The 20395-nt window shown below is 72.6% G+C and carries 17 protein-coding genes and 1 pseudogene; 12 read left to right on the forward strand and 6 right to left on the reverse strand.

Annotation, left to right across the window (positions count from 1 at the left end; translation table 11 throughout):
• Positions 1–13 precede the first annotated feature (13 nt).
• A complete protein-coding gene (locus B1L11_RS27460; RefSeq protein WP_079317478.1) occupies positions 14–259 on the reverse strand; it encodes a EutN/CcmL family microcompartment protein in 246 nt (81 codons plus the stop codon).
• A 142-nt stretch (positions 260–401) separates the two neighbouring features.
• On the opposite strand from B1L11_RS27460, the gene B1L11_RS27465 reads away from it, so the two are divergent.
• Positions 402–749, forward strand: a complete 348-nt coding sequence (locus B1L11_RS27465; protein ID WP_079317480.1) for a hypothetical protein — start codon at positions 402–404, stop codon at positions 747–749.
• A gap of 98 nt (positions 750–847) precedes the next feature.
• On the opposite strand, the gene B1L11_RS27470 is transcribed toward B1L11_RS27465, so the two are convergent.
• The 3 genes from B1L11_RS27470 to B1L11_RS27480 are packed head-to-tail and all read right to left on the reverse strand — an operon-like array spanning position 848 to position 4222.
• Positions 848–1462, reverse strand: coding sequence for a BMC domain-containing protein (locus B1L11_RS27470; protein ID WP_079317482.1), 615 nt, complete (start codon positions 1460–1462; stop codon positions 848–850).
• Between the two features lies 1 nt (position 1463).
• Complete coding sequence (locus B1L11_RS27475; RefSeq protein ID WP_218671350.1) at positions 1464–2957, reverse strand: aldehyde dehydrogenase family protein; 1494 nt, start codon at positions 2955–2957, stop codon at positions 1464–1466.
• Complete coding sequence (locus B1L11_RS27480; RefSeq protein WP_079317484.1) at positions 2954–4222, reverse strand: aspartate aminotransferase family protein; 1269 nt, start codon at positions 4220–4222, stop codon at positions 2954–2956. The genes B1L11_RS27475 and B1L11_RS27480 overlap by 4 nt, the downstream gene beginning before the upstream one ends.
• Positions 4223–4445: 223 nt before the next feature.
• Between B1L11_RS27480 and B1L11_RS27485 the strand changes: the two genes are divergently transcribed.
• The 4 genes from B1L11_RS27485 (at position 4446) to B1L11_RS27500 (ending at position 9806) form a co-directional block, all read left to right on the forward strand.
• Positions 4446–5948 (forward strand): APC family permease, encoded by a 1503-nt coding sequence (locus B1L11_RS27485; RefSeq protein ID WP_204048196.1) that lies wholly within the window; start codon positions 4446–4448, stop codon positions 5946–5948.
• A gap of 171 nt (positions 5949–6119) precedes the next feature.
• Entirely contained in the window at positions 6120–7127 is a 1008-nt protein-coding gene (locus tag B1L11_RS27490) for an acetamidase/formamidase family protein (RefSeq protein ID WP_079317486.1), read from the forward strand.
• A complete protein-coding gene (locus tag B1L11_RS27495) occupies positions 7124–9367 on the forward strand; it encodes a propanediol/glycerol family dehydratase large subunit (RefSeq protein ID WP_218671351.1) in 2244 nt (747 codons plus the stop codon). The genes B1L11_RS27490 and B1L11_RS27495 overlap by 4 nt, the downstream gene beginning before the upstream one ends.
• A 64-nt stretch (positions 9368–9431) precedes the next feature.
• Positions 9432–9806, forward strand: coding sequence for a diol dehydratase small subunit (locus tag B1L11_RS27500; protein ID WP_079317488.1), 375 nt, complete (start codon positions 9432–9434; stop codon positions 9804–9806).
• Between the two features lie 19 nt (positions 9807–9825).
• On the opposite strand, the gene B1L11_RS27505 is transcribed toward B1L11_RS27500, so the two are convergent.
• Positions 9826–11028 (reverse strand): RNA-guided endonuclease TnpB family protein, encoded by a 1203-nt coding sequence (locus B1L11_RS27505; protein WP_079317490.1) that lies wholly within the window; start codon positions 11026–11028, stop codon positions 9826–9828.
• Positions 11029–11189: 161 nt separating this feature from the next.
• Between B1L11_RS27505 and B1L11_RS27510 the strand changes: the two genes are divergently transcribed.
• The 7 genes and pseudogenes from B1L11_RS27510 (at position 11190) to B1L11_RS27540 (ending at position 19589) form a co-directional block, all read left to right on the forward strand.
• Positions 11190–12395 (forward strand): diol dehydratase reactivase ATPase-like domain-containing protein, encoded by a 1206-nt coding sequence (locus B1L11_RS27510; protein ID WP_079317492.1) that lies wholly within the window; start codon positions 11190–11192, stop codon positions 12393–12395.
• Entirely contained in the window at positions 12359–12826 is a 468-nt protein-coding gene (locus B1L11_RS27515) for a diol dehydratase reactivase ATPase-like domain-containing protein (RefSeq protein ID WP_079317494.1), read from the forward strand. Before B1L11_RS27510 ends, B1L11_RS27515 begins: the two co-directional genes overlap by 37 nt.
• 504 nt (positions 12827–13330) lie before the next feature.
• Positions 13331–15414, forward strand: a pseudogene (gene fusA, locus B1L11_RS27520) (elongation factor G).
• Between the two features lie 144 nt (positions 15415–15558).
• Positions 15559–16101, forward strand: a complete 543-nt coding sequence (locus B1L11_RS27525; RefSeq protein WP_079317496.1) for a PadR family transcriptional regulator — start codon at positions 15559–15561, stop codon at positions 16099–16101.
• Complete coding sequence (locus tag B1L11_RS27530; RefSeq protein ID WP_256862934.1) at positions 16098–16940, forward strand: ABC transporter ATP-binding protein; 843 nt, start codon at positions 16098–16100, stop codon at positions 16938–16940. The genes B1L11_RS27525 and B1L11_RS27530 overlap by 4 nt, the downstream gene beginning before the upstream one ends.
• A gap of 2 nt (positions 16941–16942) precedes the next feature.
• Positions 16943–18718: an FtsX-like permease family protein gene (locus B1L11_RS27535; protein ID WP_079317498.1), complete on the forward strand. Its 1776-nt coding sequence runs from the start codon at positions 16943–16945 to the stop codon at positions 18716–18718.
• A 61-nt stretch (positions 18719–18779) separates the two neighbouring features.
• Positions 18780–19589 carry a S9 family peptidase gene (locus tag B1L11_RS27540; RefSeq protein ID WP_079317500.1) on the forward strand — a complete coding sequence of 270 codons (810 nt, stop codon included), beginning with the start codon at positions 18780–18782 and terminating at the stop codon, positions 19587–19589.
• Positions 19590–19592: 3 nt separating this feature from the next.
• On the opposite strand, the gene B1L11_RS27545 is transcribed toward B1L11_RS27540, so the two are convergent.
• The gene (locus B1L11_RS27545; RefSeq protein ID WP_079317502.1) at positions 19593–20309 is read right to left on the reverse strand and encodes a hypothetical protein; all 717 of its coding nucleotides are present in this window, start codon (positions 20307–20309) and stop codon (positions 19593–19595) included.
• Positions 20310–20395: the final 86 nt, after the last annotated feature.

Raw genomic sequence — 20395 nt, forward strand, 5'->3', positions numbered from 1 at the left:
GCCTCTCCTTCGGTTAGACGGTTTCGTCGATGGAGCCGATGATCAGTGCGTCGATCGGCGGGGACTTCTGGGCGGGGAACCAGGAGGCGGCCACCGAGCCCTGCACGATCAGGACCCGCTCGCCGATGCCGCTGCCGAGCACGTCGAAGGCGATCAGCCGGGCTCCCCCGTCGAGTTCGACTTCGAGGAACGCGCCGGCCGGGATGCCCTCGACCCGTTTGGTGGACCACACGCTCGACGTGACGGTGCCGCGCAGCATCAGTCCTCCCTCTCCACGGTGAGCCCGCAGGCCCGGGCCCGTTCCCTGGCGAGCGGCGTGAGCACCGCGCGGCGGCCGAGGACCAGCCGGGCGCCCGCGGCGGCGGCCGCCGCCACGTGCCGCTCGGTGACGGCCCCTTCTCGTGCCGCACGACCTCCTGGCGTACGGTCTCCTGCCGTACGGCCCCCTGGGCGGCCTGAGCGGGCTGAGCGGGCGGGGCGGCAGGCGCGGGGGCGGCCAGGCGGAACCGCAGCCGTCCCGACCGCAGGGCGGCGGCGCGGGCCGGGTCCGCCGCGAGGTCGAGGACCCGCAGCGCGAACGCGTTGAGGTCGTCGTCGCCGCCGATCACGACAGGTTCGGCCGCGGGCGCTGCGCCGGGCGTCTCCGCGGTTGCACCGGGCACGTGTCCGGCCGGCGCGGTGGCCATGGACACGTGCCCGGTCCGCCCGCCGGTCGCGGACGCGTCACCGGGTGTCCCCGGCGTGGCTGATCCGAACCCGGTCGGCCCGGTCGCGGCGGAGATCGCGGGGAGGAGGTCGCGCAGCACCTCGCGGACCAGCAGTCGCAGCTCGTCGGCCGGGAGCGCGGTCATCGCACGGCTCCCGCCCTGTCGCCCAGCACCTGGCGGGCGGCGTCGGCGGCCTGGCGGACGTCGGACTCGCGGCCGGACAGGTACACCCGGCCCGTCGCGCCCATCATGCGGTAGTCCACGACCTTGATCTCCGCGGCCTTCTCGGCCTCGTTCACCGCGAGGATCGCGTACGACGCGGGCTGGCACTCCAGGACGAACAGCGACTCGCCCGGCAGGGCCAGCGAGCCCACGCGGTTGCGGTTGATGAGGAAGGCGTGCTGCCCGTCCAGGCTGGAGACGATCTCGGAGGCCAGGATGCGGGGCGCCACGGCGTCGGCGGCGCTCGCGCCGAGCGCGTCGAGCACGGCGTCGGCCGCCGCCCGCACCTCCCCGATCTGTCCGTGGAACTCCAGGTAGCCGAACTGCCGCTCGACCACCAGCACGCCGGCCTTCACGTCGGCGTGCTTGAGCGCAACGTCGGTCAGCGGCTCGATGTCGAGCCCGGGAGCGATCTCGATGATCTGCGCGGCCTGGTTCAGCCGGGGCAGCGCGCCGCGCATCCAGGTGCCGAGGTAGCACATGGTCTGCGGCTGCAGTTGGTCGATGAAGATGAAGGAACGCAGCTCGGCCATGTCACGACCTCACCAGCGACGCGAGCTCTTCGAGGATGAGCCGCCTGATCTCCTCGCGCAGCACGTCGGCCTGTGGGGCCTGGGCCGCCGGGGAGGCGGGAGCCGTACGCGCGTTGGACGGCTCGGGATAGCGCGGCACCGGTCCGTCGGGCGGCGACCACGGATCGAGCCCGGCGAAGTCGCCGAACGGCGCGTCCACGTGGTAGGCGAGCTTCGTCCAGTTCACCAGGTTGCCCGGCTGGAGGTTCTCCCCCGCCGACGAACCGCCGACGTAGCCGGTGCCGATCGTCATGGAGATCGGCAGGTTCGTGTGGACGCCAGAGCCGCCCAGGCTGTTGCCGGAGTTGACCGAGACGCGCAGCACCGGCACGGCCGCGCCGTACTCCATGATCGTGCGGGAGTCGGTGCTGTGGATCGCGGCCGAGTGGCCGGCGCCGCTGATGCGCAGCACGGCCCTGGCCGCGTCGATCCCGGCCCGCGCGGACGGCACGCGCAGCAGGGCGAGCACCGGGCAGAGCTTCTCGTGCGCCAGCGGCTCCTCCGGCATGGGCCGGTCGATCGGCGCGAGCAGCACGCGGGTGCCGGGCGGCACCCGTACGCCGGCCTGCTGGGCGATCCAGGTCGCGTCCTTGCCGACGAAGCGGGTGTCGAAGCGGCCGCCGGGGAAGACGGCCTCGCGCACCCGGTCGCGGTCGGCGGGCGACAGCAGGTGTGCGCCGCGCATCAGCGACACGAGCCGGTCGGCGACCGCGTCCTCCGCGATGAGCACCGACTCGTTGGTGCACAGGATCGAGTTGTCGAACGCCTTGCTGTCCACGATCAGCCGCGCGGCCGACTCCAGGTCGGCGGTGCGGTCCACGAACACGGGGACGTTGCCGGGGCCGACGCCGAGCGCGGGGTTGCCCGAGCGGTAGGCGGCCCGCACGACCGGGGTGCCGCCGGTGGCGACGATCACGTCGACCCTGGGGTCGGCCATCATCGACTCGATCAGCGGCAGCTTCGGCTCCTCGATCACCTGGATCACGCCGTCCGGCGCGCCCGCCTCGGCCGCCGCCGCGGCGAGGGTTCGCGCGGCGTCGGCGCAGCACTCCTTCGCCATCGGGTGGGGGCTGATGACGATCGCGTTCCTGGTCATCAGCGCCAGCAGGATCTTGAAGTAGACGGTGGCGACCGGGTTGGTCGACGGGGTGAGCGCGAACACCACCCCGGCCGGCCGCGGGATCGAGACGATCTTCTGGGCCGGGTCCGCGCGCGGCGACACGTAGTCGTGGCCGGCGTACTCCTCGACCAGGCCGGTGGAGCAGGCCACGTTCTTCAGCGCCTTGTGCTCGGCGACGCCGAAGCCCGTCTCGCGCACGGCCCACTCGGCGTACCGGGTCGCGTTGTCGGCGCCGGCCCTGGCCACCGCCGCGACGATGCGGTCCACGCTCGCCTTGTCGTACCGGGCGAAGGCCCGGGCGGCCCAGCGTGCCCGCTCCAGCATCCCGGACGTCACTTTCCAGCCTCCTTCGCGGCCCGTGCGATCGCGACGGCCGTACGGTCGAGCAATTCCTCGGTGAGCACGGGATCGATGAGGATGCCCGGCTTGTACTGCAGGACCCGGGGGTCGAGGGTGGAGAAGATGGCCCACACGCCGTTGTCGTAGAGCTGCCGCATGACGAACTTGGCGCCCTCGGGGTGGTCGAACTCCAGACCGAAGATCAGGCCGTTCTGCCTGATGCCGGTGAACCAGCCCGGGTTGTCGTCCCTGATCCGCTCCAGTCCCCGGCCGATGACGTCGGACGCGTGGTGGACGATCGAGCGGGTCTCGGGCCGGTTGCAGATCTCCAGCGTCTTCATGGCGGCGAAGCAGCCGAGCTCGCCGCCGCCGAACGTCGCCATGTGGGCGAAGCCGTCCTCGGTCAGCCAGCCGGCGCAGCGCTCGCTGACCAGGACCGCCGCGATCGGATACAGGCCGCCGGAGATGCCCTTGCCGGTGACGAGGATGTCGGGCCTGATGCCGTGCTTGGTGATGCCCCACAGCTCGCCGGTGCGCATCAGGCCGGTCTGCACCTCGTCGGCGATGTAGAGCGCGTCGTACGTCTCGCAGAGCCGCTTGACGCTCTCCAGGTAGCCGGGGTCGGGCAGCGGGAAGCCGTACGTCGCGGGGATCGTCTCCATGATGACGGCGGCCACGTCGCGGCCCCGCAGGGCCTCCTCCATGCCGGCCAGGTCGTTGAACGGCACGTGGACGAACTCCTCCGGCCGCTCGGAGAGGAACAGCCGGGAGAAGCGCTCGTCGCCGGTGCCGACCGCGAGGCCGGTGTGGCCGTGGTACGCCTTGACGATGGAGACGATCTTGCGTTTGCCGGTCGCGTGCCGGGCCGTCTTGAGCGCGATGTCGATGGCCTCGCCGCCGCCGCTGGCGTAGATGACCTTGCTCAGCCCCTCGGGCCCGGTTTCGATCAGCGCCTCGGCCAGCGCGGTGCGGGCGAGTGAGGGGAAGTGGTGGTTGCCGATGTCGAAGTGGTCCATCGCCTGCTTCAGCGCGGCCACGACCTCCGGGTTGCGGTGCCCCAGGTTGTAGGTGCCGCCGTTGAGGTGGACGTCGATCAGGCGCTTACCGGAGACGTCGTAGAGGAAGTAGCCCTCTCTGCGGTCGATGACCAGCGGAACACCGGAGTCGATCCAGAACTGGGTCTTCCCCGGGTTCCAGTACGCCGAGGACTTCTCGAGAACCTCGTCCTTGTCCGCAAAGGTGAACAGCCCGTAGTCCAGCATCCCGGTCCCATCGGTCCGTGAATCGGTAGGACCAAATAAGACACCGGTCGCACCTTAAACGTCAACGGTTCTCGTTGTGAGGACTACGAAACACCAAGGGTCTTGCCTGGGCAAACCATGGAGTGGCACGATTTGCGCACCTTGTGTGACGTGTCACACATCTCCCCCACCCCCACCATGGTCTCCCGGAGGCACTGCTTTGAGCACCTTTGAGACACAGGCGGTGACGACATCCGCCGAGACCCCGGGCGTCAGCCGGTTGCGCAAGGACGCCGTCGGGCTGGTCGGCGTCATCTTCATGGCGGTCGCCACCGCCGCCCCCATCACCGCCATGACGGGCAACGTGCCCATCGCGCTCGGCTTCGGCAACGGCCTCGGAGCACCGGCGGGCTACCTGTTCGCGACGATCGTGCTGACCATCTTCTCGGTCGGCTACACCGCGATGGCCAAGCACATCACCGCGGCCGGGGCCTTCTACGGCTACATCTCCCACGGTCTCGGCCAGGTCGCCGGAATGGTCGCGGGGATGCTCGCGACGATGGCGTACGTCGTGTTCGAGGCCTCGATCATCGGGTTCTTCGCCTACCAGGCGAGCGACACCTTCAAGACCATGGGCGGGGTCGAGATCCACTGGCTGTGGTTCGCCTTCCTCGGCCTGGCGCTCAACGCGATCCTCACCTACTTCGACATCAACCTGACCGCCAAGGTCCTCGGCGTCTTCCTGGTCACCGAGATCTTCATGCTCGGCCTGACCGCGGTCGTGACCTTGTTCCACGGCGGCGGTCCCGACGGGCTGATGGCCTCCTCGATCAACCCGGTCAACGCGTTCGCGACCAACGGCCTGGCCGCCGGCGCGGTCGGCCTCGGCCTGTTCATGTGCTTCTGGTCGTGGGTGGGCTTCGAGTCCACCGCCATGTACGGCGAGGAGTCGCGCGACCCCAAGCGCATCGTTCCCCGGGCCACGCTCGTCTCCGTCGTCGGCATCGGCCTGTTCTACACGTTCGTGTCGTGGATGGTGGTCGCGGCCAACGGCGTGAAGGCGCCGGAGATCGCCGCCAAGGAGTTCGCCGGCATCTTCTTCAACCCCACGCAGGAGATGGTCGGCACCTGGGCCGTCGACCTGTTCAAGATCCTGATCCTGACCGGGTCGTTCGCCTGCTCGATGGCGTTCCACAACTGCGCCTCGCGCTACCTCTACGCCCTCGGCCGGGAGAACCTGTTCCCCGGCACCGCGAAGACCATCGGCGCCACCCACCCCAAGCACGGCTCGCCGCACATCGCCGGGTTCGTGCAGACCGGCATCTCGGTCGTGATCGTGCTGGCGTTCTTCTTCGCCGGGATGGACCCCTACATCCACATCTACACGCTGCTCGCCGTGCTCGGCACGCTGGCGATCCTCATCGTGCAGGCGATGTGCTCGTTCTCCGTCATCGGCTTCTTCCACGTGAAGAAGAAGCACCCGGAGACGAAGAGCCTCTGGCGCACGCTGCTCGCCCCGCTGGTCGGCGGCCTGGCCATGCTGTACGTCGTCTTCCTGCTGTTCCAGAACCAGGAGGCGGCGGCGGGCGACGCGTCCAACACCCTGTTCTTCAAGCTGATCCCCTACATCGTGCTCGCCTTCGCGGTGCTCGGCGGCGGCTTCGCCCTCTACCTCAGGGCCCGCAACCCGGTGAAGTACGAGATCATCGGCCGGATCGTCCTCGAGGACACGGTCGAGCGCGACTAAGGAGTGTCCCGTGATCTTTTGCCGTAGCGAGGATCGGCCAGATGGATGCATCGCAAGGCCGAGGAGGAGCCCATAGCGGAGCTATGGGCGACGACGAGAACGCAGCGAGGCGCCATCTGGGCGACCGCAGTAGGCGAGAAAGATCACGGGACACGACGTAAGGAGTAGACGATGACGGTGTCGTACGACCTCGATCCCGAGGCGGACCCGGCGGGCCTGACCTACACCTTCGGCGGCGCCGCGCCGGTGCTGTCGATCAAACCGGGCACGGCCTTGTCGACCTGGACCCGCGACTGCTTCGCCGGCCGGGTCAGGTCGGCGAGCGACCGGGTCTCGGAGGTCTGCGACCCGCGGTTCATCAACCCCCAGACCGGCCCCTTCTACATCGAGGGGGCCGAGCCCGGGGACACCCTCGCCGTCCACTTCGTGTCCATCGAGCCGAGGGAGGCGCGCGGGGTCAGCACGACCGTGCCCTTCTTCGGCGCGCTCACCGGCACCGGCACCACCGCGCTGCTGCACGAGGCGCTGCCGGAGCGCACCTGGATCTACGAGATCGACCGGCAGGCCCGCCTCGTCCGCTACAGCGCCCTGGAGTCGCCGTACGAGGTGGACCTGCCGCTCGACCCGATGCACGGCACGGTCGGCGTGGCGCCGGCCCTGGGCGAGGTGCGCAGTTCGCTCGCGCCGGGCGACTGGGGCGGGAACATGGACACCCCGGAGATGCGCGCGGGGACCACCTGCTACCTCGGCGTCAACGTCGAGGGCGCGCTGTTCTCCTTCGGCGACGGCCACGCCCGCCAGGGCGAGGGCGAGACCTGCGGCGTCGCGGTCGAGACGGCCATGGACACGGTCGTGATCGTCGACCTGATCAAGGGGACGCCCTGTCCCTGGCCCCGCCTGGAGAACGACGACTTCATCATCACCACCGGCTCGGCGAAACCGCTGGAGGACGCGTTCCGCATCGCCCACGCGGAGCTGACGAAGTGGCTGGCCGCCGAGACCGGGCTGTCCACGCTCGACGCCTACCAGTTGGTGTCGCAGGCGGCGCTCACCCCGGTCGCCAACGTCGTGGACACGGTCTACACGATGACCGCCAAGCTGCCGAAGGCCGTGCTGAAGGGCGCCGCCCCCATGGGCGGGGCGCACGCCCGGCTGCGCGCGATGGCGGCGGCCCTGTGACCGGTCCCCATGAGGAGCGGCCCGTCGGGCGGGTCAGGTTCATGGACGCCCAGCGGGTCAACCTCGACGGGTTCGCCGTCGAGAACCCCGAGCTGGGCCTGGTCGCGCTGGCCTCGCCGTACGACCCCGAGCCCGGCCTGGTCGTCGAGGACGGCGTGGTCGTGGAGATGGACGGCGTGCGGGCCGACGAGTTCGACTCCGTCGACGCGTTCATCGCCGCGCACGGCCTCGACCTCGCGGTGGCCGCCGAGGCGATGGCACTGCCCGACGTCGCGCTGGCCCGCATGATGGTCGACCCGGGCGTGCCCCGCGCCGAGGTCGTACGGCTGTGCGCGGGGACGACCCCGGCCAAGCTGGCCCGGGTGCTCGCGCTGCTGCGGCCCGCCGAGCTGGTGATGGCGATGACCAAGCTGCGGGCCCGGCGCACCCCCTCGAACCAGGCGCACGTCACCAACCGGCTGGACGACCCGCTGCTGCTCGCGGCCGACGCGGCGACCGCCGCCGCCTTCGGCTTCCGCGAGCTGGAGACCACCGTGCCCGTGCTGGCCGACGCGCCGTCCAACGCGGTCGCCGTCTCGATCGGCGCGGCGGTCGGCTCGCCGGGTGTGCTCGTACAGTGCTCGGTCGAGGAGGCGCTCGAACTGGAGCTCGGCCTGCGCGGGTTCGTGTCGTACGCCGAGACGGTCTCGCTCTACGGCACCGAGCAGGTCTTCACCGACGGCGACGACACGCCGTGGTCGAAGGCCTTCCTGACCGGCGCGTACGCCTCCAGGGGCATCAAGATGCGGGTCTCGTCCGGCGCCGGGGCCGAGGTGCTGATGGGCGGGGCCGAACGCCGGTCGATGCTCTACCTGGAGTCGCGCTGCGTGTCGCTCGCCCGCGCGATGGGCGCGCAGGGCGTGCAGAACGGCGGCATCGACGGCGCCAGTGTCGCGGGCGCCGTGCCGCGCGGCGTGCGCGAACTGATGGCCGAGAACGTCATGGTGATGGCGCGGAACCTGGAGTCCTGCTCCGGCAACGACGCGCTGATGTCGGAGTCGGACGTGCGCAGGACCTCCCGCACGCTGCCCATCTTCCTGGCGGGCTCCGACTTCGTCTGCAGCGGATTCGGCTCGATCCAGCGCTACGACAACATGTTCGGCCCGTCCAACTGGAACGCCGAGGACGTCGACGACTACCTGGCCATGCAGCGCGACTGGGGGGTGGACGGCGGGCTGCGCACGGCCGATCCTGCGGACATCGCGGCGCTGCGCGAGCGCGCCGCGCAGGCCGTGCGCGCGGTGTACGAGTGGTTCGGCCTGGCCGACTTCACCGACGAGCAGGTGGCCGCCGCCGTGGACGCGGCCGGCTCGAAGGACCTCGCCCCCGGCGACCCGGTCGCCGTCACCCACGCCGCCCGGACCATCCGCGAGACCGGCCTCACCATGGCCGACGTGGTGACGGCGTTGTACGAGACGGGCTTCGAGCCGGAGGCCGAGCGGCTGCTCGACATGCTCAAGGTGCGCGTGGCGGGCGACTGCCTGCAGACGGCGGCCATCCTCACGCCGGACATGCGCGTGCTGTCGCTGGTCACCGATCCCAACGACTACTCCGGGCCGGGCACGGGATACGAGCCCTCGCCGGAGCGGCAGGCGGAGATCGACGCGATCCGGCAGCAGCGCTCGGTCGAGGACCTGCGGCGGGAGCAGGCCGCACACGCCCGCGACGCGCTGCGCCCGGCGGGCCCGGCCGCGCAGGGCGGGGACCCGCGCGAGGTCGTGATCGGCGTCTCCCCCGCGACCGGACGCGACATCTGGGTCACGCTCTCGGGGCTGCCCGTGGTGGACGTCCTGCGCGAACTGCTCGCCGGGCTGGAGGAGGAGGGCTGCACCGCCCGGATCGTCCGGTTCGCCGACACCATCGACCTCGGCATGATCGGCCTGTCGGCGGCCCGGCTCGCGGGCTCGGGCATCGGCATCGGCCTTCAGGCCAAGGGCACCGCGCTGATCCACCGCCGTGACCTCGCGCCGCTGGCCAACCTGGAGCTGTACAGCATCGCCCCGGTGCTGTCGGCCGCCGACTATCGGCTCATGGGCGTGAACGCGGGCCGCCACGCCAAGGGCGGCGCCCCCGAGCCCGCCCGCAACCCGTATACGGACGAGGCGATCGAGGCGCGCTACCACACGAAGGTCGTCTCGCTCGTCGCCATCGAACGCGCCCACTGCCGGCCCGGCGCCCTGCCCGAGGAGTTGGTTCTTTGACGTACGCTCACGCGGGCGCTCTCACGGGCCGTCCGGTCGCCGGGAACGGCGGAGGAGGCGGCCGATGACCGGCACGGACCCGCGCCTGCGCGCCTACTCAGGGCGGCCGGTCGAGGCGGTGACGCTGGAGGCCGTGCGGCGGGGCGAGGTGTCGGCCGACGACCTGCGCATCTCCCCCGAGACGCTGGAGGCGCAGGCCGTGGCCGCCGAGCGGCACGGCAACCCCCAGCTCGCCGCCAACCTGCGCCGCGCCGCCGAACTGGCCCGCATCTCCGACGAGGACGTGATGCGCGTCTACGAGGCGCTGCGCCCGCGCCGCGCCACGGCCGGGGAGCTGTCCGCGCTGGCCGGCTGGCTGGAGGAGCGCGGCTGCCCGCGCAACGCCGCGCTCGTCCGGCAGGCCCGCGACGTGTACGTACGGCGGGGCCTAACCCGTTGACTTCCTTCCCCGTCTAAAGCTACAGGCGAGGGATTCCCACCCTCGCGGGCTGGGCTTCCTGCTTCACGGCCGACCGCATCCGGGAGGACCCGGAGTGACTTACGTCAGCTCCACAGGCAGATACCGCTCGACCAGCGGCCAGGATGTTCTTGGCGGCGTTGACGTCCCGGTCGTGCCGGGTGCCACAGTCCAGGCACGTCCAGTGCCGGGTGGAAAGGCTGAGCGTGGCGAGCAGGTGCCCGCACGCGCTGCACGTCTTCGAGCTGGGATACCAGCGGTCGATCACGACCAGGCGCCGCCCGTACCGCCGGGTTTTGTACTCGAGCTGGCGGCGGAACTCGCCCCACCCGCAGTCGGAGATCGCCCACGCCAGGCAGCGGTTGCGGACCATGCCTTTGATGTTGAGGTCTTCGATCACGATCAGGTCGTGGTCGCGGACCAGCCGCGTGGAGGTGCGGTGCAGGAAGTCGGCGCGGGCGTCCCGGACCTTGGTGTGGGCGCGGGCGACCTTCGCCTTCGCCTTGGCCCGGTTGTTGCTGCCGCGCTGCTTTCGAGCCATACGCCGCTGGTACCTCGCGAGGTTGCGGGCCTTGCGCTCCAGGCGGCGGGGGTTGGGGATCTTCTCGCCGGTGGACAGGATGGCGAAGTCGCTCACGCCGAGGTCGATGCCGACCTGGCCGCCGGTGGCGGGCAGCGGCTCGGGTCCGGTTTCGGCCTCCACCGCCAGGGAGGCGTACCAGCGGCCATCAGGGTCGCGGGAGACGGTCACCGTGGTCGGGTTGATCGTGGCGGGGTCGACCTCGGGCCAGGACCACACGAACGCGATCGGTTCGTCCATCTTCGCGAGGAACAGTCGCCCGTCGCGCCAGCGGAACGCCGAGCGGGTGTAGGTCGCGCACTGACGGCTATGCCGCGACTTGAACCGCGGATAGCGGGCGCGTCCGGCGAAGAAGTTCACGAACGCCGTGTGCTGGTGCCGCAACGTCTGCTGCAGCGGGACGCTGGAGACCTCGTACAGGAAGTCATGGTCCCCGTCGCGTTTCAGCTCGGTCAGGTACCTGTCGGTCTGCGCGTAGGAGGTTGTCACGCCCTCGGCACGGTAGCGGGCCTGCCGCCAGGCCAGGACCGTGTTCCAGACCAGGCGTACGCAGCCGAACGTGCGGTTCAGCACCGCGGCTTGTTCGGCGGTGGGGTAGACCCGCACCTTGTAAGCCGTACGCATGTTCGCATTTTACGAGCGCTTTGCCTGAGCGTCAGCGAAAGGAGCAAAGTCGTGAGCGCTTCTCGCTCAAGGCTGTCCGGGCTTCGCCGGGCCAACTTTTACGGGGTCCGGATTCCTCCCGGCCCTGAAGCTGAAGGCCCGGGCTTCCTCCGGAGGTTGCGGTGAGCGGGCTCGTCGCGGGCGTGGACGTCGGCAATGCGACCACGGAGGTCGTGATCGTCCGCGACGGCGTCCCGGTGGCCTGGGACAGGGTCGTCACGCGCGGCCCGAAGGGCTCGCCGTCGTCGCTGGCCGGGGCGGCGGCCCTGCTGCGCCGCCTGGAGCGGGGGCTGGGCGAGGCCGCGGCCGAGGTCGTCATGGCCCCCATGCGCCCGGTGCGCACGACGACCGTGGAGGTGCCCGTCGTCGCGGCCGGAACCGGACGCCTCCGGATCGTCGCCGCCGGCAGCCCCACCCCCGGCGGGGAGGGCGTCGCGGTCGGCCGCCCCCTGCGCCTGACGCCGGATGACCTGCCCTGCGGTGAGGACGTGATCGCGCTCGTGCCGCGCGACCTGGGATACGCCGAGGCCGCCCGGCTCGTCCGGGCGGCGCTGGACGCCGGGATTCCACTGCTGGGCGTGCTGGCCGAGGGCGACGAGGGCCGCCTGATCGCGAACCGGATCGGACGGCCGCTGCCCGTCGCCGACCAGGTCGACGTCACGGCGGTCGCCGCCGCGGAACTGGTCGCCGTGGAGGTGCGCCCGCCCGGGCGTCCGCTGCGCCACCTGTCCGACGCGCTGTTCGTCGCCGCGCGTCCCGGTGAGCGGGACGACGCGCCGGCGATCTGCGCGGAGCTGTACGACGTGTCCTGTGCCGTCGTCGCCCGGTTCGCCAATCGTCAGGCCGATTCGGTCGGACCAAACGCTCCGGAGGCGACGATCGAGCGTGCAGTGGCCGACCTGAGCCGGGTGGCCGCGACGGCCGGTGCTCGCGCGGGGACGAGCCGGTCCAGGTCCCTGCTGGTGGCCGAGATGTCGGCCTCCGCCCCCGCCGCGCCGCCCGTGCGCCTCGACGTGGGATCGCCCGGCCCGGCCGTCTCGCCGGGGCCGGCGCGGCCGGACGAGGATACCGCCCGCACGCCGGCGGATCGGCTCGCGGGCAGCGGGACGGTTCCCGTACGGCGGGCCCCGAGCGAGGCGGCGGCGGCCCGTGCGGGAGCCCTCTCCACTCCCGGCGCGGATCGGAACTCCCTGGTCGTGGACCTGGGCGGTGGCACGGTCGACGTCGTCGGCCCGCCGGGCGAGGTCGTGGCCGCGGGCGCCGGTGACCTGCTCACGGCGTCCGTGGCGCGGTGCTCGGCATCCCCCGGGGCGCGGCCGACTGGGTGAAGCGCGGGCCCTGCGTACGGCTCGAGACGCCGCACGTCTCACTCGGGGAGGACGGCTCGCGGGTGTTCCTCGACTCGCCCGCCCCGCCCGGCTCGGTCGGCTGGCTCGCCGTCCCGGGCCCGGCCGGGCCGCTGCCGTTCTCCAGCGCCATGAGCCCGGCCGAATGGCGCGCTCTTCGTCTCGCGGTCAAGCGCGAGGTCCTCGGCGCCACCGTACGCCGCGCGCTGGACGCCCTGGACTCCCTCGGCGGGCGTGGCGGAGGGAGCGTCGTGGTCGTGGGCGGTCCGGCCGGAGACGACGAGGTGCTCGGCGTGCTGGCCCGCGAGCTTCCCCCCGGCACCGTCGTCGGCCGGGGGAACGTCGCGGGCGTCCTCGGCCATCGCTACGCCGTCGCCTACGGCCTGGCCACCGGCGCCTGCCCGCGGGAGTAGGGGCCGCGTGTTCGTCGAAGCGGAAAACCGTTTTCCGGCCCCGGGGCGGTTTCCGTACACTCGCCACTGATCACGCGCGCCGCCACGCCGCGGCGCGCGCCTTGACCGAGAGAGGGGAGTTGACCGTGCGCCAGCGCATCGCGGTCGTCGTCCTCCGGTCACGGCACGAGGTGATCCTGGTGTCTACGTCGCTCCCCGGTACCGGCCGCGCGGCCGCCACCGGACGTTCCTGACGAACTCCGCACCCCTGGCCGGGGCGGAGCGGGCACCGGGCTCCCACTGGGCTCCCACTGCGCCCTCACTCGGCCCTCACTCGGCCCCCGCTGGGGCCGCATGCGGGCCCGCGCGCCGAGTCCGCGTTGCCCCGCTCGTAACCGCCCGCCGGTCTCGCCGGCGGTCCGGCCATGGCCGTTCCAGGGGTGGCGTCCGGCCTGAATCCGGCCGGCCCGTCTCGTCAGGCCAATCGCGCCCGCCACCGTAGGAACCTTCCCGAAGGGCATGGCCATGCGCGCCGACCTGAACCGCGATCACCTCGTCCCGCCGACCGGCATCCGCAACCTGGGCATCCTCGCCCACGTCGACGCGGGCAAGACCACCGTCACCGAACGGATCCTCTACCTCACCGGCGCCGTCCACCGGCGCGGCGAGGTGCACGAGGGCACCACCGTCACCGATTTCGACCCTTTGGAGCGCGACCGAGGGATCACCATCTTCGCCGCGGCCGTGAGCTGCCTGTGGGACGGCCACCGGATCAACCTGATCGACACCCCGGGTCACGTGGACTTCTCCGACGAGGTGGAGCGGTCGCTGCGGGTGCTCGACGGCGCGGTGGCGGTGTTCGACGCCGTCGCCGGCGTGGAGCCGCAGAGCGAGTCGGTGTGGCGGCAGGCCGACCGGTACGGCGTGCCGCGCATCGCGTTCGTCAACAAGATGGACCGCGCCGGGGCCGACCTCGACACGGCGGCCGGCTCGATCCGCGAGCGGCTGCGGGTCACCCCGCTGGTCGTCCAGTTGCCCATCGGGCGCGAGGACGGGTTCACCGGCGTGGTGGACCTGCTGCGGATGCGGTCGCTGGTGTGGGACGCCGGCCGTGACACGGTCACGGAGGGGCCGGTGCCGGAGGCCCTCGGGGACGAGGCCCGCCGGCGCCGCCGCCTGCTCGAGGAGACGGTGGCCGAGCTCCATCCGGCGGCGCTGGAGGAGTTCTGCGCCCGGCCGGAGATCTCGGCGCCGACCCTGACCGCCGCCCTGCGCGACCTGACCCTGCGGGGTGAGGCCGTGGTGGTGCTGTGCGGGTCGGCGTACCGCAACCGGGGCGTCGAGCCGCTGCTGGACGCCGTCGTCGCCTACCTGCCCGCACCGCCCGACGTGCCGCCCGTACGCGCCGCGTGGGACGGGCCCGAGCAGGAGCGGTCCGAGCAGGAGCGGCCCGCCGATCCGGCGGCGCCGTTCGCCGCGCTGGTCTTCAAGGTGCACGCGGCCCCCACCGGGCGGCTGACCTACCTGCGCGTGTACTCGGGAACGATCAGGAGGGGAGACGTCGTGCTGGACGCCGGCGCCCGGCGCACCGAGCGGATCGGACGCATCCTCCGGGTGCAGGCCGACCGGCACACCGAGACGGACCGCGCCACGGCCGGGGACATCGTCGCGGTCGCCGGGGTCAAGGCGGCCCGCGCCGGAGCGACCCTCTGCGCTCCCGGGGCGCCGCTGGTCCTCGAGCCGCCGGTCACGGCCTCGCCGGTGGTATCCGTGGCCGTCGAGCCGCGCGGGAGCGGCGACGCCGACCGGCTCGCGACCGCGCTGGCCCGGATGTCCGACGAGGACCCCTCGCTGTCGGTCCGCGCCGACCCCGAGACCGGCCAGACGCTGCTGTCGGGGATGGGCGAGCTGCACCTGGAGGTCGCGGTGGAGAAGCTCCGCCGCGCCCACGGGCTCGACGTCGCCGTCGGACGGCCCCGGGTCGCCTACCGGGAGACGGTGGTGCGCGGGGTGTCCGGGCTGCTGTACCGGCACGTCAAGCAGGACGGCGGGGCCGGGCAGTTCGCGCACGTCGTGCTCGACGTGGAGCCGCTGGAGCACGACGCGGGCTTCGTGTTCCGGTCCACGGTCACCGGCGGCCGGGTGCCGCGCGAATACGTCGGAGCGGTGGAGGCCGGCTGCCGGGACGCCCTCGCCGAGGCCCGCTCGGAGGTCATCCGGTGACCGGCCTGCGGGTCACGCTGACCGACGGCGCGACCCATCCGAAGGACTCCTCGGAGATGGCGTTCCGTACGGCCGGGCGGTTCGCGCTGCGGGAGGCGCTGCGTGCCGGTGAGATGGCTCTGCTGGAGCCGCTGGCCGAGGTCACGGTCACCGTGCCCGAGGACGCCGTCGGCGGGGTGCTGGGCGACCTCGCGGCCAGGCGCGGCCGGGTCACCGGTTCGGCGGCGCGGGCGGGCACCGTCGTGGTCACCGCGACCGTGCCGCTGGCCGAGCTGTTCGGGTACGCGACCCGGCTGCGCGGCCGCACCCAGGGCAGGGGCTCCTTCACCAGCCGCCCCGCCGGCTACGCCCAGGTGGCCGGTTCCGCCCCGGGCCTGACGCGGTAGGCACCTCATCGCGCCCGCCCGCGCCTCGGCGCGAGCGGGGCCGTTCCCGGTCCGCCTCCCCGGCCGCGGCTGGGTTCACGGACCGGGATTGACGCCCTTTTGGCTAACCGCTATCTATTGAGGGGTCGCAGAGGAGGGTGGTCCGTGCAGGACGTGGTGCTGGCGCTGCTGACCAAGGAGCCGTCGCACGGCTACGACCTGCGCCAGCGGTTGGCGGCCGCGCTCGGACCGCTGGGGGAGGCGCTGAACGCGGGGCAGATCTATGTGACGCTCACCCGGCTCGAGAAGGCGGGCCTGGTCGTCCAGGAGCGTGAGGACGCGCCGGTGCGCGGCCCGCGGCGCAAGGTGTACGCGCTGACCGCGGCCGGTCAGGAGCGGGTGGCCGCATGGATGGCCGAGAGCGCGGGGCCCAGAGCGGATGTGGCGGAGTTCCATCTGAAGCTGGTGGCCGCCGCTGAGTCGGGTCTGGCCGACCCGCTCGCGCTCGTGGACGCGCGGCGGCGGGAGCTGATGCGCAGCCTCGCCGAGGCCCAGCGCGCCGCCCTTGCTCACGACACGGACTCGGAGGCCGGACTGCTTCTGGAGGGCATCGCGCTCCGGCTGCAGGCCGATCTGCGCTGGTTGGAGGCGTGCGAGCGGGCCTGGTCCGCCCGTGCCCCACGCGGGGAAGGCGAAGGAAACGGATGAAAAGAGTCGTGCCGCAGGTCATGGACCGGTCGTCGCGGAGTGACACGAACGGCAGCCCGGGCTGGGGACCGGCCGCTGAGGCGGCCGGGCCGGCGCTGCGGGCGGTCGGCCTGACGCGCACGTACGGGGAGGACGAGAGCCTGGTGTGGGCCGTCGACGGGGTCGACCTCGATGTTCCCGCCGGGCAGACGCTCGCCGTGACCGGACCAAGCGGCTGCGGCAAGTCCACGCTGCTCCAGCTCCTCGGCGGGCTCGACCGGCCCAGCGAGGGCGAGGTGTGGCTCGGCGGCCGGCGCATCGACCACCTCGGCGAACGGGCGCTGGCGCGGCTGCGGCGCCGCTCCGTGGGGTTCGTCTTCCAGGCCCACCACCTGATGCACGAGCTGAGCGCGGCGCAGAACGTCGAGCTGCCCGCGCTGCTCGCCGGCGCCTCACCGCGAGCCGCCCGCCACCGCGCCGCGGAACTTCTCCACCAGGTCGGGCTCGCCCACCGCGCCCGGCATCTGCCCTCCGAGCTCTCCGGCGGGCAGCGGCAGCGGGTCGCCATCGCCCGCGCCCTGGCCAACGATCCGCTGGTCGTCCTCGCCGACGAGCCCACCGGCAACCTCGACAGCGCCGCGACCCACGACATCCTCCGGCTCTTCGACGAGCTACGCGCCGCCGGCCAGACCCTGGTCGTGGTCACCCATGACGAGCGCGTCGCCGCCACGGCGGACCGCGTCGTCTCCATGCGCGACGGGACGCTGGCAGACGACACCCGCCTGGACGGCAACGGCCGCGGCAGGAGGCACGGCCACGGCGGCACAGGGCTCGGCGCGCTGCTGAGCTGGGAGGACTGACCGTGGGACACCTGCTGCTGATATGGCGTCTCATGCTGCACGACTTACGCCGCCGTCCCGCCGAGGCCCTCGTGTTCCTGGTCGCCGTCACCGTCGCCACCGCCTCCCTGACCCTCGGGCTGGCGACCGGCAACGCGCTGGCCACCGCGTACCTGAAGACCCGCGTGGCCACCGCCGGCCCCGACATCACCGCCATCACGACGGACACGGACCCGTCCGGCCTGGCCGAGCGCCTCGCGGACACGCCCGGCGTGGCCACGCAGGCCGACCCGGTCTTCGCGTTCGACACCACCATCCGGGCACACGGTCAGACCGCGCGCTCCTCGGTCGAGGGGCGCGACACCTCACCGTCCGCCGTGGACCGGCCGCTGGTGACCTCCGGGACCTGGGTGCGTCCCGGCGGCGCGGTGGTCGAGCGCGGCTTCGCGCAGGCACTCGGCGTGCGCGTCGGCGCCCGCGTCACCATCGGCAAGCGCGGCTATCCGGTCGTCGGGATCGCGATCAGCGCGGCCACCCCGGTGTATCCGTGGAGCGACTGGGCCCAGGGGCCCGGGCCGTCCGACTACGGCGGCAGGATCTGGCTCACCACCGCCGACGCCCGCGCGGCGGCAGGCGACATCCCCGGTGTCTACCTGATCCACCTGAAGCTGACCGACCCCACGGAGTCCCTCCGATGGAGCGACGCCGTGTTCACCGACGACCGCAGAGGCGACTCCTGGGTCAACACCCACGACTGGCAGACCGTCCTCGAGACGGACGCGGCCATGATCAGGAACACCCAGCCTGCCCTGGTCGTCGGCGGCTGGCTGCTCGCCGCAGCCGCGATCGTCACCCTCGCCGCGCTCGCCACCGCACGCGGCGCCCGCGACAACCGGCGTGCCGCACTGCTCAAGGCCGTCGGCGCCGGCCCCGGCACCGTCACCGCCGTACTGCTGGCGCAGTACCTGCTGCTGACCTTCGTGGCCACCGCGCTCGGACTGGCGGCCGGGACGCTGGCCGCGCCCCACGTGGTCGACCCCAGCGCCGGGCTGCTCGACACCGTCGGCCCTCCGGACTCCGGCACCGTCTTCGCCGCGGTCTTCCTCGCCGTCGTGGTCGCCGTGACCGGTGCGCTCGGTCCCGCCGTGCGCGCCGCCCGCAGGAGCACCGTCCAGACCCTGGCCGACCCGGCGCACATGCTCACGCACCACCCGCATCTGAACGCTGTGACGGCCTACCTGCCCACCTCGCTGCTGCTCGGCCTCCGGTTGCTCGCCCGCCGGCCCGGCCGCGCCGCCCTGGCCTCCGCCGGCACCGCCGCCACCACCATCATGGTCACCGCGCTGCTCACCTTCCACGCCGAGCTCGACGCGGCCCCCGCCGTCAAGCGGTTCGGCCCCATCGAAGTGCGGACCGACCAGACCGGCCAGGTGCTGCTCGCCGTCACCTTCGCACTGGTGGCACTGTCCACGCTCAACACCGTGCTCCTCAGCTGGGGCACCGCCGTACAGGCCCGGCGCGCTCTGACCATCACCCGTACCCTCGGCGCCACCCCCGGCCAGGTCGTCGCGGCGCACTGCGTCACGCAACTCCTGCCCGCCGTGCCCGGAGTGGCGGCGGGTGTTCCGGCCGGGCTCGGCCTGTACTGGCTCTTCGCCACGCCGGTCACGCCCCCGGGATCGTGGTTGCTCACCGCCGCGCTCGCCATCCTGCTGGCCGTCGCGGTCTTGACCGCGCTCCCCGCGTGGGCCCACACCCGCGAGCCCGCGGGGCGCGTCCTCAACGCCGAAGCCGCGTGACGGCCTCGACGAATCCGGTAGCCTTAGATCGTACCGATCGGTTCGATCTCTGCGAGGACGGATGACCCCCGAGATTCCCGCGGCCAACGCCGCCGTGACGTTCGACAGCGACGGCGAGACCCTGCTGGGCGTCCTTCACCTGCCGGCCGGGCCGGGACCGCATCCGGTCGTCGTGCTGCTGCACGGCTTCCCCGGGCACGAGCGCAACTTCGACCTGGCCCAGCATCTGCGCCGCGCGGGGTACGCCGCCCTCGTCTTCCACTACCGCGGGTCCTGGGGCGTCGGCGGCTCCTGGTCGTGGGCCACCGGGCTGGAGGACGCCGCCCGCATCGCGGCGGCCGTACGTGAACCGGCTTTCGCCGCCGCGCACCGCCTCGACCCGGACCGGCTGGCGCTGGTGGGGCACAGCTTCGGCGGCTTCGTCGCGCTGACGACCGCGGCGGCCGACCCGGGGGTCGGCGCCGTCGCGACCGTGTCGGCGTTCGACTTCGGCTCTGTCGCGGTCGCCTGCCGGGAGGACGCGGCGCTGCGGGCGGCGTACGTCGAGGGGTTCGGCGACGACCTGCTTCCCCTGAAGGGGACCAGCGGCGCGGCGCTCGTGGACGAGATGGTCGCGGCGGGCGAGGCGTGGAGCCTGTCCGCGCTCGCCCCGAAGCTCGCGGACCGGCCGGTCCTGCTCGTCGGCACGGCCGGGCGCGACACCGTCACCCCCGCCGCCCAGCACCACGATCCCGTGGTGGCCGCCTACACCGCTTATCCGCTGCCGCGCCTGGAGCACCGCGTGTTCGTCACCGACCACGCCCTCTCCGACCACCGCCTCGAACTCGCCGAGACCGTCCGCGACTTCCTCGACCGGCACCTCGGCCGCTGAAGGTCAGCAGAAGACGATGGCCGCGCCCGTCACGATGGAGTGCCGGGCGGCGGCCATCACCTGCAGGCAGGTGAACGACTCGACGCCGTACCGCCGCCAGCCCTCCGCACCCTCCGCGTCGGCCTCTACCGCCGCGCTCACCTCGTCACCCCAGGGGTCGAGGTCGTCCGGCAGCCCGAGCCGTGCGGCGATGCGCCGGCACTCCTCCAGCAACCGTTGCGACGAGCCGACCCAGCCCCCGGTTATCTCGTTTGTGCAGAGCACGGGCGCGAAGTCGACGGGCACGTAGAAGCCCTCGCAGTCGCTGTGGTGGACCAGATGGTCGTACGCGCCGTCCGCCTCGCGCCCCGAGCCGATCAGGCGGGTTCCCTCGTCGACTTCGACGCCGTAGCGGGGCCCCCGCGAATAGACGTCCTTCAGCAGCGGATCCTCGGCGGCCGCCTCCACCGGGGCCGGAGGAGGCAGCTCTCCGCTCTCGGCCAGATGGACGGCCAGACGACGGAGCGTGTGCAGGCCGCCGTAGCCGTACATGTCGAACTCGGCCGCCTCGACGGCCGCGGCATCCGGCTCCGACCACGCCGGCAACCCCGCCGCTGCCAGGACTCGCCCGATCGCCGCGAAGTCGGCGCAGAGCTCGCCCGCCAGGTCGTCCTGCTCCGCGTCGTCCAACTCTGATTCGTCCAAGTCGGCGAGCATGCCGACGACGATGTTGAGGCCCATGCGGCCTCATCCTGCCCAACGCCTACGACATTCGATGTGGTCCGTTTCACCGGCAGCCTCGTGCGCGGGGAGCACGGGACATCTCC

Source organism: Microbispora sp. GKU 823 (assembly GCF_002027145.1).
Classification (GTDB): Bacteria; Actinomycetota; Actinomycetes; order Streptosporangiales; family Streptosporangiaceae; genus Microbispora; species Microbispora siamensis.